This is a genomic window from Crossiella sp. SN42 (genome assembly GCF_023897065.1).
GTDB lineage: Bacteria > Actinomycetota > Actinomycetes > Mycobacteriales > Pseudonocardiaceae > Crossiella.
In genome coordinates this window covers 38416-56282 of record NZ_JAMHIV010000010.1, presented here as the reverse complement: position 1 = coordinate 56282, position 17867 = coordinate 38416, and the positions used below count along the sequence as shown (strand labels likewise).

General features: G+C 72.6%; 19 protein-coding genes. 11 read left to right on the top strand and 8 right to left on the bottom strand.

Annotated features, from left to right (window positions below):
- Positions 1-48 precede the first annotated feature (48 nt).
- The gene (locus M8C13_RS13710; protein WP_252480939.1) at positions 49-1335 is read left to right on the top strand and encodes an amidohydrolase family protein; all 1287 of its coding nucleotides are present in this window, start codon (positions 49-51) and stop codon (positions 1333-1335) included.
- Here M8C13_RS13710 and M8C13_RS13705 read toward each other — a convergent pair.
- From M8C13_RS13705 to M8C13_RS13695, 3 genes are all read right to left on the bottom strand, one after another.
- Positions 1319-1597 (bottom strand): hypothetical protein, encoded by a 279-nt coding sequence (locus M8C13_RS13705; RefSeq protein WP_252480938.1) that lies wholly within the window; start codon positions 1595-1597, stop codon positions 1319-1321. The genes M8C13_RS13710 and M8C13_RS13705 overlap by 17 nt on opposite strands.
- Positions 1598-1677: 80 nt before the next feature.
- Entirely contained in the window at positions 1678-2277 is a 600-nt protein-coding gene (locus M8C13_RS45415; RefSeq protein ID WP_252480937.1) for an excalibur calcium-binding domain-containing protein, read from the bottom strand.
- Between the two features lie 59 nt (positions 2278-2336).
- Positions 2337-3911 (bottom strand): putative glycoside hydrolase, encoded by a 1575-nt coding sequence (locus M8C13_RS13695; protein ID WP_252480936.1) that lies wholly within the window; start codon positions 3909-3911, stop codon positions 2337-2339.
- Between the two features lie 170 nt (positions 3912-4081).
- Between M8C13_RS13695 and M8C13_RS13690 the strand changes: the two genes are divergently transcribed.
- On the top strand, positions 4082-4873 hold the full coding sequence (locus M8C13_RS13690; RefSeq protein WP_252480935.1) for a lysozyme: 792 nt from the start codon (positions 4082-4084) through the stop codon (positions 4871-4873).
- On the opposite strand, the gene M8C13_RS13685 is transcribed toward M8C13_RS13690, so the two are convergent.
- Complete coding sequence (locus M8C13_RS13685) at positions 4867-5556, bottom strand: TetR/AcrR family transcriptional regulator (protein WP_252480934.1); 690 nt, start codon at positions 5554-5556, stop codon at positions 4867-4869. The two genes, M8C13_RS13690 and M8C13_RS13685, sit on opposite strands and share 7 nt — an antisense overlap.
- An 81-nt stretch (positions 5557-5637) precedes the next feature.
- Here M8C13_RS13685 and M8C13_RS13680 point away from each other — a divergent pair, with 81 nt between their 5' ends.
- Entirely contained in the window at positions 5638-6996 is a 1359-nt protein-coding gene (locus tag M8C13_RS13680; protein WP_252480933.1) for a serine hydrolase, read from the top strand.
- On the opposite strand, the gene M8C13_RS13675 is transcribed toward M8C13_RS13680, so the two are convergent.
- Entirely contained in the window at positions 6980-7375 is a 396-nt protein-coding gene (locus M8C13_RS13675) for a VOC family protein (protein ID WP_252480932.1), read from the bottom strand. The genes M8C13_RS13680 and M8C13_RS13675 overlap by 17 nt on opposite strands.
- A 207-nt stretch (positions 7376-7582) precedes the next feature.
- Between M8C13_RS13675 and M8C13_RS13670 the strand changes: the two genes are divergently transcribed.
- Positions 7583-8773: a methyltransferase domain-containing protein gene (locus M8C13_RS13670; protein ID WP_252480931.1), complete on the top strand. Its 1191-nt coding sequence runs from the start codon at positions 7583-7585 to the stop codon at positions 8771-8773.
- On the opposite strand, the gene M8C13_RS13665 is transcribed toward M8C13_RS13670, so the two are convergent.
- Both M8C13_RS13665 and M8C13_RS13660 read right to left on the bottom strand, forming a co-directional pair.
- A complete protein-coding gene (locus tag M8C13_RS13665) occupies positions 8770-9597 on the bottom strand; it encodes a class I SAM-dependent methyltransferase (protein ID WP_308202798.1) in 828 nt (275 codons plus the stop codon). The two genes, M8C13_RS13670 and M8C13_RS13665, sit on opposite strands and share 4 nt — an antisense overlap.
- A 14-nt stretch (positions 9598-9611) precedes the next feature.
- On the bottom strand, positions 9612-10169 hold the full coding sequence (locus M8C13_RS13660) for a DinB family protein (RefSeq protein ID WP_252480929.1): 558 nt from the start codon (positions 10167-10169) through the stop codon (positions 9612-9614).
- Between the two features lie 129 nt (positions 10170-10298).
- Here M8C13_RS13660 and M8C13_RS13655 point away from each other — a divergent pair, with 129 nt between their 5' ends.
- From M8C13_RS13655 to M8C13_RS13625, 7 genes are all read left to right on the top strand, one after another.
- A complete protein-coding gene (locus M8C13_RS13655) occupies positions 10299-11108 on the top strand; it encodes an ABC transporter permease (protein WP_252480928.1) in 810 nt (269 codons plus the stop codon).
- 11 nt (positions 11109-11119) lie between these two features.
- Entirely contained in the window at positions 11120-12112 is a 993-nt protein-coding gene (locus tag M8C13_RS13650; RefSeq protein ID WP_252480927.1) for an ABC transporter substrate-binding protein, read from the top strand.
- Entirely contained in the window at positions 12109-12906 is a 798-nt protein-coding gene (locus M8C13_RS13645; protein WP_252480926.1) for an ABC transporter ATP-binding protein, read from the top strand. The genes M8C13_RS13650 and M8C13_RS13645 overlap by 4 nt, the downstream gene beginning before the upstream one ends.
- Before the next feature lie 43 nt (positions 12907-12949).
- Positions 12950-13339, top strand: coding sequence for a VOC family protein (locus tag M8C13_RS13640; protein ID WP_252480925.1), 390 nt, complete (start codon positions 12950-12952; stop codon positions 13337-13339).
- Between the two features lie 149 nt (positions 13340-13488).
- Positions 13489-14163, top strand: a complete 675-nt coding sequence (locus M8C13_RS13635) for a response regulator transcription factor (protein ID WP_252480924.1) — start codon at positions 13489-13491, stop codon at positions 14161-14163.
- Positions 14160-15545, top strand: coding sequence for a HAMP domain-containing sensor histidine kinase (locus M8C13_RS13630; RefSeq protein ID WP_252480923.1), 1386 nt, complete (start codon positions 14160-14162; stop codon positions 15543-15545). Before M8C13_RS13635 ends, M8C13_RS13630 begins: the two co-directional genes overlap by 4 nt.
- Positions 15542-16012, top strand: a complete 471-nt coding sequence (locus M8C13_RS13625) for a GerMN domain-containing protein (RefSeq protein ID WP_252480922.1) — start codon at positions 15542-15544, stop codon at positions 16010-16012. Before M8C13_RS13630 ends, M8C13_RS13625 begins: the two co-directional genes overlap by 4 nt.
- On the opposite strand, the gene M8C13_RS13620 is transcribed toward M8C13_RS13625, so the two are convergent.
- A complete protein-coding gene (locus M8C13_RS13620; protein ID WP_252480921.1) occupies positions 16009-17838 on the bottom strand; it encodes an acyltransferase family protein in 1830 nt (609 codons plus the stop codon). The two genes, M8C13_RS13625 and M8C13_RS13620, sit on opposite strands and share 4 nt — an antisense overlap.
- Between the last annotated feature and the right edge of the window lie 29 nt (positions 17839-17867).

Sequence of the window (17867 nt, the reverse complement as noted above, 5' to 3'; positions counted from 1 at the left end):
CGTTCGAATCGTTAGCGAGTCAACTGTATCGGAGGGGTTATGTGCACGGTGGGCAGACGGACCTTGCTCAAGGCCGCGGTCGCGGGGGTGGGCGCGGCCGCATTGGCGGCACCGGCGGCGGCGAGCCCGGGGTGGCGGGACTTCGCGATCCGGGGGGCCAGGGTCTTCGACGGGCAGCGGGTGCTCGACGGCGTGACCGTGGTCTGCACCGGTGGCCGGATCACCGCCGTGACCAGGGGAAAGCTGCCTCCTGGCGACCTGGAGGTGGTGGAGGGGCGGGGCCGGACACTGCTGCCGGGGCTGATCGACGCGCACATCCACGACCAGGGCATCCCGCGTTCGGACTCGCCGCGGTTCGGTGTCACCACCGAGCTGGACATGTTCAACATCATCGCCCTGCGCGCCGACCTGGGTGACTACAAGGCGGCCCGGCAGTCCTTCGCTCCCACCAGGGCAGCGGACCTGTGGACCGCGGGCACCATGATCACCGTGCCCGGCGGCCACGGCTCGCAGATGAACCTGCCGAAGGACTTTCCCTGGCTGCGACCGGGCATGTCGCCGGAGCAGCACGTCGACGACCGGCTGGCCGAGGGCTCCGACTACATCAAGTTCGTGGTTGACCCGATGGAGTCCGCCGATCCCTGGCCGACCATCACGCCTGCGCAGGGTCAGGCCATCATCCGGCGCGCGCACCAGCGCGGCGTGCTCGCCCTGGCGCACGTGTCCCGGTGCGAGGACACCCGCTGGCTGCTCGGCGCGGGGGTCGACGGGCTGATCCACACGCCCAACGACCGCGCGCTGACCGGGGAGGAGCTGTGGCTGGCCCGCCGGTCGGGCGCGTTCGTGACCAGCACGCTGTCCATCTACCACGCGCTGCTCGACGAGCCCGGCTACCGGAGGTGCTTCGCCGATCCGCGGGTGGCGCCGTACCTGTCGGTGGCCCAGCGCAGGTTCGCCGACGAGCACTTCCCGCCGGACTTCCCCGGTGACAAGCCGGATCTGGCCGCCGTGGCGCACAACATCCGGGCCCTGGCCAAGGCGGGCGTGCCGATCCTGGCCGGTACCGACGGGGCCAATCCCGGCCTGCCCAACGCGATCGGCCTGCTGATCGAGCTGGAGCTACTGGTGCGGGCCGGGCTCACCCCGATCGCCGCGCTCACCGCGGCCACCTCGGCCCCGGCCCGGCACTTCGGGCTGCGCGACCGCGGCCGGATCAGCCCCGGCCTGCGCGCCGACCTGGTGCTGGTCGACGGCGACCCGACCGGGGACATCACCGCGCTGCGCGGCATCGCGGCGGTGTGGCGCAACGGAACCCGGGTCAACCGGTCTGGCTGACCGAGGCGAGGCAGGCTATGGCGGCGGTCTCGTCGGCGAGCCGGCCGGTGCAGTCCTCCGGGTTGGCGAACAGCTGCGCGAAGCGGTGCGCCACCTGGGGAACGCGCCGGGCGGTGTCCAAAATGGACATCACGTGCGAGGGCGGCGGTTCGAGCAGGTCGTTGGTGAACCGGGTGGCGTGCCGCGCCCAGTACCCGGCGAAGGCGTGGTGCATGAACTCCGCAAGGACACCGAGGCCACCGGCGTCACCCTGTCCTCCCACGGGTTGATGCCCAGCTCCCGCTCCCTGGCCGGCCGTGATCGCTGTCCGCCGCATGCCCCCGAGTCAACCCGAGTGGCCGATCACCGCTCGCAGGCGACCCCGTCACCGTCGCGGTCCAGGTGCCGTCCGTAGCCGGGGTCACCGCGGTGCAGCGGGGCCGCGCCCGCCTTCTTGGCCTCGGTGCAGTTCTTGTAGTGGGCAGCCGGTTTGGTCTGCTTGGTCGGCTCGGGCTCCGGCGGCGGCTCCACGGTGGGCTCGGGACGACGGCTGGTCGGCGGTGGCGGGGGCTGGCTGCTGGTCGTGGGCTGGGGCTTCTCCACCCGCAGCACCAGCCGGGTGGTCAGCGCCGTGGCCAGGCCCGCGCCGGTCACCGACACCACCCGCCAGTTCGACTCGGCCAGCACCGCCCGCCCGTCCACCGACTCCACCGCCACGTCCCGGAACCCCAGCGCCGCCAGCTCGGCCTTGGCTTCCTTGGGTGTCTTGCCCACCACCCCGGGCGGCACCACCGCCCCGGCCGGGCTTTCCGCCACCGGCACCACCGACACCGGCCCACCGGGCGGCACTGGCGGCGGCGGGCTGCCCGCCAGGCTGCCGATGATCACCAGCGCCAGCAGGACCGCCCCGGCCACCCACGGCCACTTGCGTTTGCGCGTCTGCCACCACGTCTTGAGGCTCACTCGCCGTTCCTCCCCTGGACGGACTGTGCACCTCCTCGTCGCGGGCGGCGCCGACTTCGTTACCCGAGCCCTTCCGCCTGGTACCGACAGCCGGCGTTCCACAGCAGGAACGACCCGGCCCCCGCGTCCTTGGCCCCGCTGATCTGCGCCCGCACCTCCCCCGGTCCGTACTTCACCTTCAGCGAGAAGTCCTGCAACCACGGGATCACGCTCGCCGCCGACCCCTCCAGCACGCTCCGGAAGTCGGCCACCGACCGCTTGACGATCTCGTAGGGCTCGGCCTCCGGGTGGCCCACGCCGTACTCGCCGCGGCCCCAGTGCGAGGGGTAGACCATCGGCGCGACGTAGTCGACGTGCTTGGCCATCGCCGGGATGTCCTGGGCGACCTGCTCCGGGTGGCGGGCGGCGATGCCGAACACCGACACCCCGATCGCGCCGCCCTTGGCCCGGATCGCGCCCGCGGCCTCGGCCACGAAGCTGGTGACGTGGCCGGTGGGGTCGCCGGTGGCGCCGGGGAAGCGCATTCCCTTGAGCGGGCCGTCGGGGCGGCGGACGTAGTCGAAGAGGATGTCGTCGAAGCCCAGTCCGGCGGCCTCGGCGGCCAGCTCGATGTTGTAGCGGCGGACCTCGGGGTGGGCCGGGTTGGTGAAGGCGTAGGGGCCGTAGCCGCCGGTCCACGGGCCGCCGTCGGCGCGCTGCACCAGCTGCTCGTGGTGGCCCGCCCGCCAGGCCGCCGCGCCCAGGATCGGATCGCGGAAGGCGACCAGGCGGCCGACCACCCTGGCGCCCAGCTCGTGCAGCTGGCGCAGGGCGGCGCGGGCGTCGTAGCCGCCGCGGACCGCGCCGATCCGCTTGGCCGTGGCGACCTCGGTGGCGTAGCCGACCAGGCCGCTCTCGTCCTTGATGTCCAGCTGCACGGTGTCGATCCGCTTGGCCCGCAGCAGGTCCAGCACGGGTTCGCGCAGCCCGGGGGCGGTCCAGGCGTGCGCGGTCAGGTGCACCGCGCGCATCCCGGGGTGCGTGGCGGTGCGGACCCGCTCCACGGTGACGTGACCCGCCTGGTCGACCGCGGTCACCTCGACCGTCCCGGGTGGACGGTCCAGGGTGACGCTGAAGGAACCGTCGGCCGGCAGCGCGACCCTGGCCCCGTGCACCAGCAGCTGGTCGGCCTCGCGCGCGGTGCCGCGCAGGGTCACCCTGCCGTGTTCGTCGGGCCGGGACGGGCGGTCCACGGCCAGTACCGGGGCGCGCTCGTCCACGGTGAACTTGCGGGCCACCGACGCGCCGAAGAGCAGGCCGGGCAGCCGGGCGGTGACCTCGTGCTCACCGTGGGAGAGCCCGCGCAGCAGCACCGAGACCGTGCCCTCGCCGCGGCGGGCGGACACCGGCTGGCCGTCCACCAGGACCTCCATCTCACGCACCGCGCTCGGGTTACGCGGGGTGAAGGTGACCACCCGGTCGTGCAGCTCGCCGCCGCGCAGCAGCTCACCCTCCGCGACACCGTCCACTGTGGCCACCGGATGCAACACCCCGAAGGCGCCCACCACCATGGCCAGCACGGCCAGCACCACGCCCAGGGCCAGCGCGGCCAGCAGCCCCCAGTGGTGCCGATCCCGTTCGTAACGCACAGCCATCGCCGGAACCCCCTTGTCTGCCAAGCTGATCCACGGATTCCCGGTCCCGTGCCATCCAGACCAGCCGAGCAGGTGACGCTGATTCGGATGAATCCCGCGCCGGTGAGGCGTGAACGCGTCACCGCTGGCTATCTGCGGCAGGGACAGGATTCGCCGAACAGGAGGCCACCATGTTCGCACGTCACTGCCTGGCCGTCCTCGCGACGGCGCTGGCCGCCCTGCTCGCGCCGGCACCGGCGACGGCACAGTCCGCAGTGGACGGTGACACGCCGATGGGCTCACAGATCCGCCTGCACGAAGGCGTCGCCGAGGACCAGCCCAGGGTCGAGGTGTCCCTGGAGGCCTCGGTGGCCGGGATGGACGTCAGCGGCCACCAGCGGGAGGTGGACTGGGGGCACTGGTGGCGGCAGGGCAAGCGGTTCGTCTACGTCAAGGCCACCGAGGGCACCGGCTTCCGCAACCCCTACTACCGCGGTCAGTACGACGGCTCCCGCGGGGTCGGCATGATCCGCGGCGCCTACCACTTCGCCCTGCCGGACCGCTCCAGCGGCGCCGCCCAGGCGAACTACTTCGTCGACAACGGCGGCGGCTGGCGCAACGACGACCACACCCTGCCCGGCGCGCTGGACATCGAGTACAACCCGTACGGCCAGATCTGCTACGGGCTGAGCCAGGACGCGATGTCCCGCTGGATCAAGGACTTCAGCGACACCTACCACCGCCGCACCGGCCGCTGGCCCACCGTCTACACCAGCACCAACTGGTGGGCCACCTGCACCGGCAACCGGCTCAACCTCAGCGGCACCAACCCGCTGTGGGTGGCCCGCTACGCCAGCGCGGTCGGGCCGCTACCGCACGCCTGGCCGTTCTACACGTTCTGGCAGTACACCAGCAAACCGTTGGACCAGAACACCTTCAACGGCGCTTACCACCGGTTGCAGGTGCTGGCCAGGGGTCACTGAGCCCTGGCGGCGAGCTGGGCGGCGAAGCCGTCCAGGATGGCGGCCAGGCCGAACTCGAAGGTGCGCTCCGGGGCCGCGGCGTAGCCCTCGGGGCTGGCGGAGTGGCTGTCCAGGCGCCCGCGCAGCCGGGGGAACTCCTTGCCGATCTCGCGCGCCTTGGCCACCGTCTCGCCGATCGCGGCCTCGGCGTCCTTGCCGCCGCGGCTGAGCCGCCGGGTCAGTGAGACCTGCGCGGCGGTGCCCAGCGAGCTGCCCAGCACGAAGATCAGCACCGTGGCCGCGGCCTGGTCCGCCTGGACCGGGTCGAAGCCGGCCAGCTCGTAGACGGCCAGGCAGTGGTCGTCGTGGCGGGCCTTGCCGGGTCCGTAGAGCAGGTGGCTGCCGAAGGCCTGGCTCAGCCACGGGTGCCGGGTGAGCATGGCGTGCAGGCTGGTGGCCATCGCGGTGGCCGCGCCGCGCCAGTCGGTGCTGGCCAGGTCGGGCAGCTCGACCTCGGCCCAGATCGCGTCGCCTGCCAGCCGGACCAGGTCGTCCTTGGTCTTGATGTGCCAGTACACGGCGGTGGCCGCGGAGTTCAGCCGCTGGCCCAGCGTGCGCATGTTGAGGCCGTCCAGGCCCTCCTCGTCCAGCAGCTCAATGGCGGCCTTGACGATCTGGTCCGCGGTCAGCGTGTCCCTCGGCATGCCACACAGCTTACTTGCACTTTGTTCAAGAGTACGGCTAGGGTCCGACTTGCACTTAGTTCAACTACCTGAGGGGCACTCATGACATCCGAACTCGCCGACTTCGTCGCGGCCAAGGCCGCGGAGCTCGGCATCCCCGGCGTCGCCGTCGGCGTGCTGGCCGACGGCGCGGAGACCACCGTCGCGCACGGCGTGACCAGCGCGGACAACCCGGTACCGGTGACCGACCGGACCCTGTTCCACCTGGCCTCGCTGACCAAGCCGTTCACCGCCACCGCGCTGGTGCGCCTGGCCGCCGAGGGCAAACTGGACCTGCACGCGCCGGTGCGCCGTTACCTGCCGGAGCTCCGGCTCGCCGATGCGCGGGCCGAAGCCGAGATCACCGTGTTCCAGCTGCTCAACCACACCTCGGGCCTGGACTGGCAGCTGGTCGGGGCCGAGGCGGATGAGACCCTGCCGGGGTTCGTGGCCAAGCTGGCCGAGCTCCGGCAGATCGCGCCGCCGGGGACCAGGGCCTCCTACAGCCAGGCCGGGTACAACCTGGCCGGACGGGTCCTCGAACACCTCACCGGCCAGTCCTTCGAGCAGGCGGTGACCGAGCTGGTGCTCGCCCCCGCCGGGCTGTCGAACACCTTCTTCGACCTGGACGAGGTGCTCATCCGGCCCTTCGCCGTCGGCCACAACCGGGACGAGGACGGCACGCTGTCGGCCGCGCGGCCGTGGAAGGCCTGGCGGGCGGGCACCAGCGCCAACAACCCCGGCGGCGGCCTGATCTCCTCGGTACGCGACCTGCTGAGCTGGGCCCGGTTCCAGCTCGCCGACGGCGCCGGGGTGCTGCCTGCCGAGGCGGTGCGCGGCATGCGCGAGCAGACCGCCGCGCTACGCGCCAGCACGCTCGGCGACGGCGTCGGCATCGGCTGGTTCCTGCGCGAGGTCGACGGGGTGCGCACCATCGGGCACGGCGGCTCCGGCAACGGCCAGTTCAGCGAGCTGCTGATCGCGCCGGACCGGGACTTCGCGGTGGTCTCGCTGGCCAACGCGGGCCCGGACGGCAACCGCTTCAACCAGGCCGTGCTGCGGTGGGCGCTGGAACGCCACCTCGGCCTGGTGCAGCGGGACCCGGAGCCGGTCCCGTTCGAGGCGGCCAGGGCCGCGGAGGTGGTCGGCCGCTACGAGATCGACGCGATGAACCTCGACATCAGCGCCGAGGGCGGCAAGCTGATCATGGCGGTGACCATCAAACCGGAGATCCGCCAGGCCTCCGCCGACATGCCGCCGGACTACCCGCCTGCCGCCTTCGGCTTCCTGCCCGGCGACGGGGAGGAGTACGTCATCACCGAGGGCGGCCTGCAGGGGCAGCGCGGCTACTTCTCCCGCGACGCCAGCGGCGCGGTCACCGGTGTGGACCTGTCGGGCAGGCTGTTCAGCCGTTCACGGTAGGTTCGTTCCGGTCGTGGTCGATCACGCAGAACTCGTTGTCCTCCGGATCCAGCAGCACCACCCAGGGCAGCCGGGGGTCCAGTCCGACCTCGGCCCGGCGCGCGCCCAGCCCGATGATCCGCTCCACCTCGGCGGCGTGCTCGCCGGGCGGCGGGTCCAGGTCCAGGTGCACCGGGTTCTTCTCCGGCCGGCGACCGCCCTTGGGCACCTGCTCGAACATCAGCGGCGGGCCGGTATCGCCCTTGATCTGCGCGTACTCGGTGCCGTCGAGGCTGAAACCTCGGTCCACCAGGCGATAGCCCAGTACCGCTGACCAGAACTCGATGAGCCGGTCCAGGTCCCTGCAGTCGAAGGTCACCGCGGCGACTGTGCTTGGCATGGCTGAGGAATAACCCGTTCCGGTCAAGGTCAACCACTGTTAGCATGCCCGCCATGATGTTCACCCGACGCTGACCCGGCCACCGGCGGGCAGCGGATTCCCCATCGCTGGTGATGCGGGGCGGCACACCGCCGTCCCGGGTCGCGACGTGGGAGCAGATCGAATGATCTCTCGGGTTTCACCGCGTCCAGGCGCAGTCGTCCACACGTGACGGCCGCGCGCCTGGTGGCGCGGACGGTACGGGGTCTTGAGCAGGTGGTGGCCGAGGAGGTCCGGCCGCTCGGCCCCGTGGAGTTTCAAGGACATCGCGAGGTGTGGTTCCGCGCGCAGCCGACCCCCGCGGTGCTGGGCTTGCGGTGCGCCGATGACGTGCTGCTGCACGGGATCTCGGTGCGCGGTGTTGGTCCGGCACGCGCGGACCTGCCCGTGCTGGCCGAGGCGGCGGCGCGGATGCCGTTGGCGGAGCTGCTGATGGCTCGGAAACGCTGTGGTGGCAAGGACTTCACGGGCGGGGTGGACGTGTCGGCGTCGTTTTTGGGGCGGCGCAACTACAACCGGTACGACCTGGAGGACGCGGTGGGGCGTCCGGTGGCCTCGGCGCTGGGGTTGCCGTACTGGAGCAGGCGGGGCGGGGTGGCGCCACCGGATGGCGGGTTGTCCTGGCGAGTGACTGTGGAGGGTGATCGGGCGCTGGTGGCGTTGCGGATCGGCGAGCGGCCGTTGCACCGCCGCGGGTATCGGCGGGTGACCCGGGCCGGGAGCTTGCATCCGCCGGTGGCGGCGGCGATGGCGCGGCTGGGCGGGGGCGGGCGGGTGCTGGATCCGTGTTGCGGGGCCGGGACGTTGGCGGTGGAGGCGGCGCTGGGCGGGGCGGAGGTGGTGCTGGGGCTGGACCGGGATGCCGGGGCGGTGGCGGCGGCGCGGGTCAACGGGGCCGCGGCGGGGTTGGGCAGCGGCGGCGCGGGGATCGACCCGGGGATCGGCAGCGGGACCGGCGCGGGAATCGACCCGGGGGTTGGCGGCAGGATCGGGGCGGGGCTCGGCCCGGGGGTCGGCGGCAGGACCGGCGCGGGGGTCGGGCCGGGGTTGGGCAGCGGAATTGGCGCGGGAATCGGTTGGGGCGTCGCGGATGCCGGGCGATTGCCGGTCGCGGACGGCTCCATCGACCTGGTGCTGTGCAACCCGCCATGGGACCGCCAGGTCCCGCCGACCGGGGTGCTCGCCCGCCGGCCGCAGCACTTCTGGCGCGAACTGCGCCGAGTTCTGCGTCCCGGTGGGCGAGCCGTCCTGCTGTTGCCCGCGAATGCGCTCCCCCGCGCCGGATTTCAGCTGCTGGACCGGTTGCCGATCAGCCTGTCCGGGCAGCATCCGGAGATCGTCACCGTGCGCCGTGACTAACGCCTCGCCTGGATCAGCCACGCGGCCGAGCCGTAGCGGACGCCGTCCTCGGCCAGGTGCTCGGCCATGTCCGCGCGCACCCCGGCCACGATCCTGGCCTGGGTGTCGGCGTCCTGGTCGGCCATCATCCAGCCGAACTGCTCGGTGATGAACTCCAGCGCGTCCTCCACATCGGCCCCGAACCACATCGACTCGCTCAGCGGCTCGATGCGCACCTCGGTGAACCCGGCCGTGGTCAGCAGGTCCCTGGTCAGGTCCGGATCGGTCAGCCCACCCGCGCTGGGTGGCCGCACCTCGGGCGGGACGCCGTTGGCGAAGGCGGTGCGGAAGGCGCGCATCCACTCGTTGGCGGCCAGGGGCTGCCAGGTCAGCAGGGTGAGTTCGCCGCCGGGGCGCAGGGCGCGGGCGAGGTTGGCGAAGGCGGCGGGGGCGTCGCCGAAGAACATCGCGCCGTGGCGGCTGATCACCCGGTCGAAGCCGCCGGGGGTGAACGGGTGGGACTGGGCGTCGACCTGGTCGAAGGTCGCGTTGGCCAGGCCCTCGCGCTCGGCCAGTTCGCGGGCCAGGGCGAGCAGCGGCGTGGACAGGTCGACGCCGAGCGCGCTGCCCCGATGGGCGAGGCGGGCGGCGTCCCTGGTGGCCTGGCCCGCGCCGCAGCCGACGTCCAGCACGCGGGAGCCCGGCTCGATCGCGGCCGCGGCGAGGAACTGGCCGTGGTAGCGGGCCACGCCGGCGTCGAAGCGCTCGGCGCGGCGGGTCCAGAACTCGCCCTGGCCGCCGTCCCAGGCCTTGAGCTGCTCGGTGTTGGCTGGGTCGATCCGCACGGCGCTGCTCCGTTTCATACCCCGATCGCCCCATCGATGCACTCGCGGAGCAGGTCGGCGTGTCCGTTGTGGCGGGCGTACTCCTCGACCAGGTGGATCAGCACCCAGCGCAGCGAGACCGTGCCGCGCCAGTCGTCCACGCCCTCGACGTCCAGGCTGGGCGCCTCGGCGGTGAACCGCTCGGCGAAGGCGACCTCCGCGCGCCAGGCCGCCCAGGCCTCGGCGACCACCGCCGGGTCGGCGCTGGCCTGGTCGAACTCGGCGTCCGGATGCTCCGGGGTGACGTAGCGCGGCGGCGCGTCCTGACCGGCCAGCACCACGCGGAACCAGCGGCGCTCGACCTCGGCCAGGTGCCGGACCAGCCCGAGCAGGGACAACGTGGACGGCGGCACCGACCTGGCCGCCAGCTCGGCGTCCAGGCCCGCGCACTTGAGCTCCAGGGTGGTGCGCTGGCCGTGGAGAATGCCCAGCAGCACCGCGCGCTCGGCACCGGTGGTGGGGGCGGTCAGCCGGGGGTCTCGGTCTTCGTCGACGAACATCTCCGCACGTCGGCGCGGGCTGGGGCTGGTCACGGGTGCCAACTCTAGGGGCCGCGGCGATCATCGACAGCCGAGTTTCCCTTGACCGTGCCCCCCTCCGCCTCTAGCGTACTGACCCACGCGAATCGGAAAGCGCTTTCCGCATGGGGACGGAGACCGGAGATGACCGACCGCGCACCGGGAGTCAGCCGCTGGCGGCTGGCCGCCGAACGCTCCTGGCGGCCGATCGCGCTGCTGGCCGCGGCACTGGCCTGCTGGCAGCTGGTCACCGCCACCGGCCTGGTCGCGCCCTACCTGATCCCCTCCCCCGGCGCGACGCTGTCGGTGTTCGCCGCCAAGTGGGGCTACCTCAGCGAGCACACCTGGGTCACCGGCTACGAGACCGTGCTGGGCTTCCTGATCGCCGCGGTGCTCGGCGTGCTGGCCGCGGTGATCATGGTCTACTCCCCCGCGCTGGAGAAGACGCTCTACCCCATCCTGGTCTTCGCCCAGGTGATCCCCAAGATCGCGGTCGCGCCGCTGTTCGTGGTGTGGCTGGGTTTCGGGCTGGCGCCCAAGGTGCTGGTGGCGGTGCTGATCGCGTTCTTCCCGGTGGTGATCTCCATGGTCACCGGGCTCAAGTCGGTCGGCGCGGACACCCTGGACCTGGCCGCCACCATGGGCGGCGGGCCGCTGAAGACCTTCGTCAAGATCCGCTTCCCGGCCGCGCTGCCGCAGCTGTTCGCCGGGCTGAAGGTCGCGGTGACGCTGGCGGTGACCGGCGCGGTGGTCGGCGAGTTCGTCGGCGCGAACGAGGGCCTGGGCTACGTGATCCTGCAGGCCAACGGAAACCTCGACACGCCAATGCTGTTCGCCGGGCTGATCCTGATGTCGCTGATCGGCGTGGCGCTGTTCGCGCTGCTGGAACTGGCCGAACGGCTGCTGCTGCCCTGGCACGTCAGCCGCCGCGCCGACCCCGTGACCACTCTCTAGGAGGGCCAGCCATGCGCAGCTCCGTCCCCGTCCTGCTCGCCGCGCTGCTGCTGGCCGTCGTTGGGTGCGGCGGCGCGCCTGCCGAGCAGGGCAAGCAGGTCACCCTGACGCTCAACTGGTATCCCTACGGCGAGCACGCGCCCTTCTACCACGGCGTGAAACAGGGCATCTTCAGCAAGCACGGGATCAACCTCAAGATCCAGGCGGGCCAGGGCTCCGGCAAGACCGTGCAGGCCGTCGGCGGCGGCCAGACCGAGTTCGGCTGGGCCGACACCTCCTCCCTGCTCGCCGCGGTGGACTCCGGCGTCCCGGTGAAAAGCCTGGGCGTCTACTTGCAGACCACCCCGGCCGCCGTGCAGTTCTTCGGGGACAAGGGCATCAGCAAACCCGCTGACCTCAAAGGAAAAACCGTCGCGGTGACCGCGGGTGACGCGCTGTCCAAGACCTTCGGCGCCTTCCTCAAGCAGAACGGCCTGGCCGAGGGCGATGTGCAGGTGCAGAACATCGACCCGGCGGGCAAGATCGCCGCGGTGATCGCGGGCCGGGCCGACGCACTGGTCGGCTACGCCAACGACCAGGGCCCGATCATCCAGGACAAGGCCGGCAAACCGGTGTCCCAGCTGCGTTTCGCTGACTTCGGCCTCACCTACTACAGCGACGGCCTGCTCACCTCCACCGCCCTGCTGGATAAGGACCCCGACCTGGTCAAGCGGATGGTCGCGGCCACCACCGAAGCTTGGGCGGAAGCGGAGAAGAACCCGGCCGCCGCGGTGGAGGCGATAAAGGACGCCTCCGCCCAGCTGCCCCCGCCCGCGGTGGTGCTCGACCAGTTCACCGCCACCCGCGCGCTGCTGCACACCGCGGGCACCCGCGGCCAGGCCCCCGGGGTGAACACCGAGGCCGACTGGCGGGCCACCATCGAACTGTTCGCGCGCACCGGAATCCTCGCCGCGGCGAAGGAACCGAGCACCTACTGGGCCCAGCACCTGGCGCCGAAGGGATGAGCCGGGTGATCACGACCGGCACCAGCCACGCGGTCCGGCTGGACTCGGTCGCGGTGCGCTTCCGGGCCCGCCGCCAGAGCGTGACCGCCGTGGACGGGGTGTCCCTGGACGTGGCGCCCGGCGAGTTCCTCGCCCTGGTCGGCCCGTCCGGCTGCGGCAAGTCCACCCTGCTGAAACTGGTGGCCGGACTGCTCAAACCCTCCGCGGGCGCGGTGCACCTGCTCGGCGAACAGGTGCGCGGACCCCGCCACGACATCGGCTACGTCTTCCAGCGCGCCGCCCTGCTGGACTGGCGCTCGGCCCGCCGCAACATCCTGCTACAGGCGGAGATGCGCGGCATGCCCGCCGCCGAGGCCAGGAAACGCGCCGACGAGCTGATCGAGCTGACCGGCCTGTCCGGCTTCGCCGACGCGCTGCCGCACGAGCTCTCCGGCGGCATGCAGCAGCGGGTGGCACTGTGCCGGGCGCTGCTGCACCGGCCCCAGGTGCTGCTGATGGACGAGCCCTTCGGCGCGCTGGACGCGCTCACCCGCGAGCAGCTCAACGTGGAGCTGCACCGGATCTGGCGGGAGACCGGCACCACGGTGCTGCTGGTCACCCACTCCATCGCCGAGTCCGCCTACCTGGCCAACCGGGTGGTCGTGCTCACCGCCCGCCCCGGCCGGATCGCCGAGACCATCCCGATCGAGCTGCCCGCCCAGCGCGACTACGCGGAGACCATGGCGCTGCCCGCTTTCGCCGCGGCCACCACCCGGATCCGGCAGCTGCTCGGCGCGGCGGAGAAGGCGGACTGAGCCCCGGTCAGGCCAGGGCATGCCCCACAACTATGGTGGCCCCATGGCATCGGTGAAACAGTTCCAGGTCACCTTCGACTGCGCGGAACCTGAGCGCCTCGCCCAGTTCTGGTCCGAGGTGCTGGGATACGTCACGCCGCCGCCGTCGCCGGAGGGGCAGAGCTCGGCCGTCTGCACCGACCCCACGGGTGTCGGTCCTCGGCTGTACTTCCAGCGAGTGCCCGAGGGCAAGGTGGTCAAGAACCGGGTGCACCTGTGCGTGCGGTCCGGCACCGGGCTGGTGGGTGCGGAGCGCCTGGCCGTGCTGGAGGCGGAGTGCGCCCGGCTGGTCGCGCTCGGCGCGGTGCGCCTGCGGCTGCTGCCCGCCGATGAGGAGAACGAGTCGTGCATCGTGATGCAGGACATCGAGGGCAACGAGTTCTGCGTCGACTGAGGTCCTGTTTCCCGGCTGGTTGGCTTTTTTCTTGTCCGGAGGGATTAATTTCGCTCGACACTGAAATAATCGTGACGACAAAGTCGTAGTTGTGTCGCAGCCGCCCGGCGTGACCGGCCAGGATCGGGTCGCCGCCGCATACTGGCCGGGTGGTCGCGATTCTGCTCATCGAGGACGATCCGCTGGTGCGCCGTGGGCTTCAGCTCGCGCTGGACCGGCACGGCCACCAGGTGCGCACCGCCGAGGACGGTGAGACCGGGCTGCGCGAGCTGGCCGCGGCCCCGCCGGACGTGGTGGTGCTCGACGTCATGCTGCCCGGGGTGGACGGCTTCGAGGTGTGCAGGCGGATCCGCGGCGCCGGCACGGTGCCGGTGATCATGCTGACCGCGCGCGGCGACGACTTCGACGTGGTGCGCGGACTGGAGGCCGGGGCCGACGACTACGTGGTGAAACCGGCGCAGCCGACCGTGCTGGACGCGCGGATCCGGGCGGTGCTGCGGCGCAGCGGGATCACGCCGGACGGGGTGCTCACCCACGGCGAGCTGAGCATCGACCCGGCCGCGGCCACCGTGTCGCTGGCCGGGGAGCCGGTGGCGCTGACCCCGACGGAGTTCCGGCTGCTGCTCACCCTGGCTCGCGCGCCGGGCCGGGTGTTCAGCCGCCAGCAGCTGCTGGAACTGGTGTGGGAGCACGACTACCTCGGCGACTCGCGGCTGGTGGACAACTGCGTGCAGCGGCTGCGGGCCAAGATCGAGCGCTCGCCGCGCGAGCCCGAGCACGTGCTGACCGCGCGGGGCTTCGGCTACCGGTTCGGCGCGCGATGAGGGTGCGCTGGCCGTACGGGCTGCGCACCCGGCTGGTGCTGGCGTTTGTGCTGGTCACCGCACTGGGCGCGGTGGCGGCGGCCTGGGCGGGCGCGGGTTCGGCGCGGTCGGCGCTGCTCAGCGAGGCGCGGCAGCGGCTGACCGGGGAGCTGACCGCGCGGATCGCCGCGGTGGCCAGGGAGCTGACCTTCCCGCCGGACGCGGCCGCGCTGGACCGGCTGCGCGCGGCGGTCGGCGAGCAGACGCTGGTGTCCTATGTGGACAGCAGCTCGGGCGGCGGCGCGGAGCGGGCGGCCGAGGCGCTGCGTGGGGCGGTGCGGGAGCGGCAACGCCTGGTGTGGCAGCGGATCGAGGCGGACGGGCCGCGGCTGCTCATCGGCACTCCGGTGATGATCACCGCAGTGGACGGGCAGCGCAGGCCCTCGGGCATCGAGGTCTACGCGGTGCGCGACCTGGCAGGCACCCAGGCCCAGCTGGACGAGCTGACCATGGCCGCCGCGCGCACCAGCGCGATCGCCCTGCCGCTGGCGGTGCTGCTCGCGCTGCTGGCCGCGGGCGGGGTGCTGGGGCCGGTGCGCCGGGTCCGCGACACCGCGCGCACGCTGGCCGTCGGCGAGCTCGGCGCGCGGCTTCCGGTGCGCGGCAAGGACGAGCTGGCCGAGCTGTCCGTCACGGTCAACGAGATGGCCGAGGCGTTGCAGCGCACCGTGGCCGAGCTGCGGCGGCTGGAGGCCGACGCGCGCCGGTTCGTCGCCGACGTCTCGCACGAGCTGCGCACCCCGCTGAGCACCCTGGCCGCGGTGAGCGAGCTGCTCCAGGCGGGCAGCGGCAAGCTCGACCCGGTGGAACGGGAGTCGGCGGAGCTGGCGGTGGCGGCCACCCAGCGGCTGGTGCGGCTGGTCGAGGAGCTGATGGAGGTCTCCCGGTTCGACGCCGGCATGGCGCGGCTGCGGATCGAGGAGGTCGAGGTGGACGGGGCGATCCGGGACTGCCTGCGCGTCCGCGGCTGGCTGGACCAGGTGGTGACGGACCTGCCGGAAGTGGTGGCGCGGCTGGATCCGCGGCGGCTGGACGTGATCGTGGCCAACCTGGTCGGCAACGCGCTGCGGCACGGCGCGCCCCCGGTGACCGTGCGGCTGCGCGCCACCGCCGAACGGATCGAGATCGAGGTCAGCGACCGGGGCCCCGGCCTGCCGGAATCCGTGCTGCCCCAGGTGTTCGACCGGTTCTACAAGGCCGACCCGGCCCGCTCCGGCGGCAGCGGCCTTGGCCTGTCCATCGCGCTGGCCAACGCCCGCCTGCACGGCGGCGACCTCACCGCGGGCAACGATCCGGCCGGTGGCGCCCGCTTCGTCCTCGTGCTGCCGAGGGCGGCTTCATGAGGCGGCTCGCGCTGGCCGCGCTGCTGACGCTGACCGCGGGCTGCGGCATCCCACCGTCCACTGTGGAGGATGGCGGCGAGGCGCCGACCGGGGTCTCCCCCACCGTGACGCTGTACTTCGTCGACAGCAAGGGCGAGCTCCGCCGCACCGAACGCGACACCGACCGCCTGGGCTCCATCGGCGAGGCCATCGCGCTGCTGCTCACCGGCCCCGGCGACGAGCGCGGACTGCACTCCGAGATCGCCAAGACCGGCAACACCCTGGTCAGCGCCACCACCGAACCCGGCCTGATCACCCTGGTCCTGCCGCTGTCCCGGGCCGAGCTGACCGACCGCGGCATCGACCAGATCGTCTGCACCGCCCTGGGCGTGCACGTGCAGGGCGGCGGATCGGCGACGACCAGGGTGCGGTTGCAGCTCACCCTGCCCGGCGCCGATCCGCTCGGCCCGCGCACGTGTCCGGCTTAGCAGCCCTTGAAGTGCTGGTCGGCGGACCAGCCCGTGTTGGCCCAGGTTTCCGGGGAGACCTTGGTGACGCCGGAGAACCTGGCGGCCAGGGCGTCGAGCAGCCAGGCGGTGAAGCGGGCCGCGCCTGCCGGGCAGGCGTGGATGCCGTCGGTGCTGCGCTCGACCTTGCCCTCGCGGTCCCGCTGGTAGGTCGCGCCCCAGACCTGGCCGGCGTCCAGCACCTCGGCCCGGCCACCGGCGGCGACCTCGCGCAGCACCGTGGCGGTGCGGGCCAGCTCGTCCAGGTGTGCGGCGTAGAACTCATCCGGCTTGATCGGCGGCATGGTCACGAACAGCACCTTCGCCTGCCCGGCCGCCTTGACCAGCCGCTCGTACCCGGCGCGCTGCTCGGCGGCGCTGCCCCAGTCGTAGGTGGTCACCTGGTAGATGAGCACGTCCGGCCGGAACTCCGCGATCGTGCCGGGCAGTTCGGCCCAGGTCATCTCGGCCAGCGGACCGACCACGCCACCACCGCCCGCGGCGGCCACCGACTTCAGGGTCAGGCCGCTGGCCTTGGTCGCCGCCGCCAGTGGCAGCGCGAGTCCGACCGCGATCGAGTCGCCCATGAACAACACCCTGGATGCCTTGGGGCCGTTGGCCGAGACCGCGCCACCGCCGCCGAGCGCACCGGTGTCGATCACCGCCGCGGCGGGCCTGGGCACCGCGATCCAGGTCAGCGCGACCACCGCCATGCTGGCCGCGAAGGCCACCAGTCCGGTGTGGCCACGGGCCCAGCTCGCGCGGAACCGGACCGGGTCCTCCACGAACACCTTCGACAGCACCGCCAGTGCCAGGGAGACCGCGCAGACCAGCAGCGTCCACGCCCAGCCGTCCAGGCCGGTCTGCTCCTTGCCCAGCAACAGGAACACCGGCCAGTGCCACAGGTAGAGGCTGTAGGAGATGAGTCCCAGCCCGCGCAGTGGCCGCCAGGCCAGGCCGCGGGCCAGCACCGACCCCGGGGCCAGCACGATCAGCAGCGCCGCGGCCGCCGCGTGCGCGAACAGCCCGCCCTGGAACAGGATCGGCGAGTGCTCCCCGTCCACCAGCAGCCAGCTCACCGCCAGCCCGGCCAGCAGCGGCAGCACCACCCACGAGGGCACCCGGCGCAGCACCCACCGACGCACCGCCGGCACCGCCACCAGCGCGCCCAGCAGCAACGAGAACGCCCTGGTGTCGGTCCCGGTGTACACCCGGTCCGGTTCGGCCAGCAGCACCATGAGGCCCAGTGACAGCACCGAACCCAGCCCCGCGGCCAGTGCCACCGCCCGTTCCCGGCGCAGCGCGAGCACCACCAGCGGCCACAGCAGGTAGAACTGCTCCTCCACCGCGATGCTCCACAGGTGCCCGAACACCCGCCCCGGCCCGAACCGGTCCCAGTACCCGGCCGACTCGGCCAGCAGGTGCCAGTTGGCCAGGTTGAGCTGGGTCCACGGCCCGTCCGCGAGCGCGCCGCGCAGCTGGTCGGGGGTGCCGAAAGCCCAGGTGAGCAGGGTGACGCCGACCAGCAACACCGCCAGCGCGGGCCACAGGCGGCGGATCCGGCGGCCCCAGAACCGGGGCAGGGACAGCTGGCGGTCGCGGAGCAGCAGGTCGGTGATGAGGTAGCCGGAGAGCACGAAGAACAGGTCCACGCCGAGGAACCCGCCGCTGAGGTGACCGGCGTGGAAGAGCAGCACCCCGGCGATGGCCAGGCCGCGCAGGCCGTCGAGCTCAGGGATGTGCGGGCGGGTGGCCGGTGCGCCGGAGCGGTCGTCCACTGTGGACGGTGCGGGAGGTGCGTTGGTCATGCCCCGAGACAAGCCCTCGCGTTTCCCCA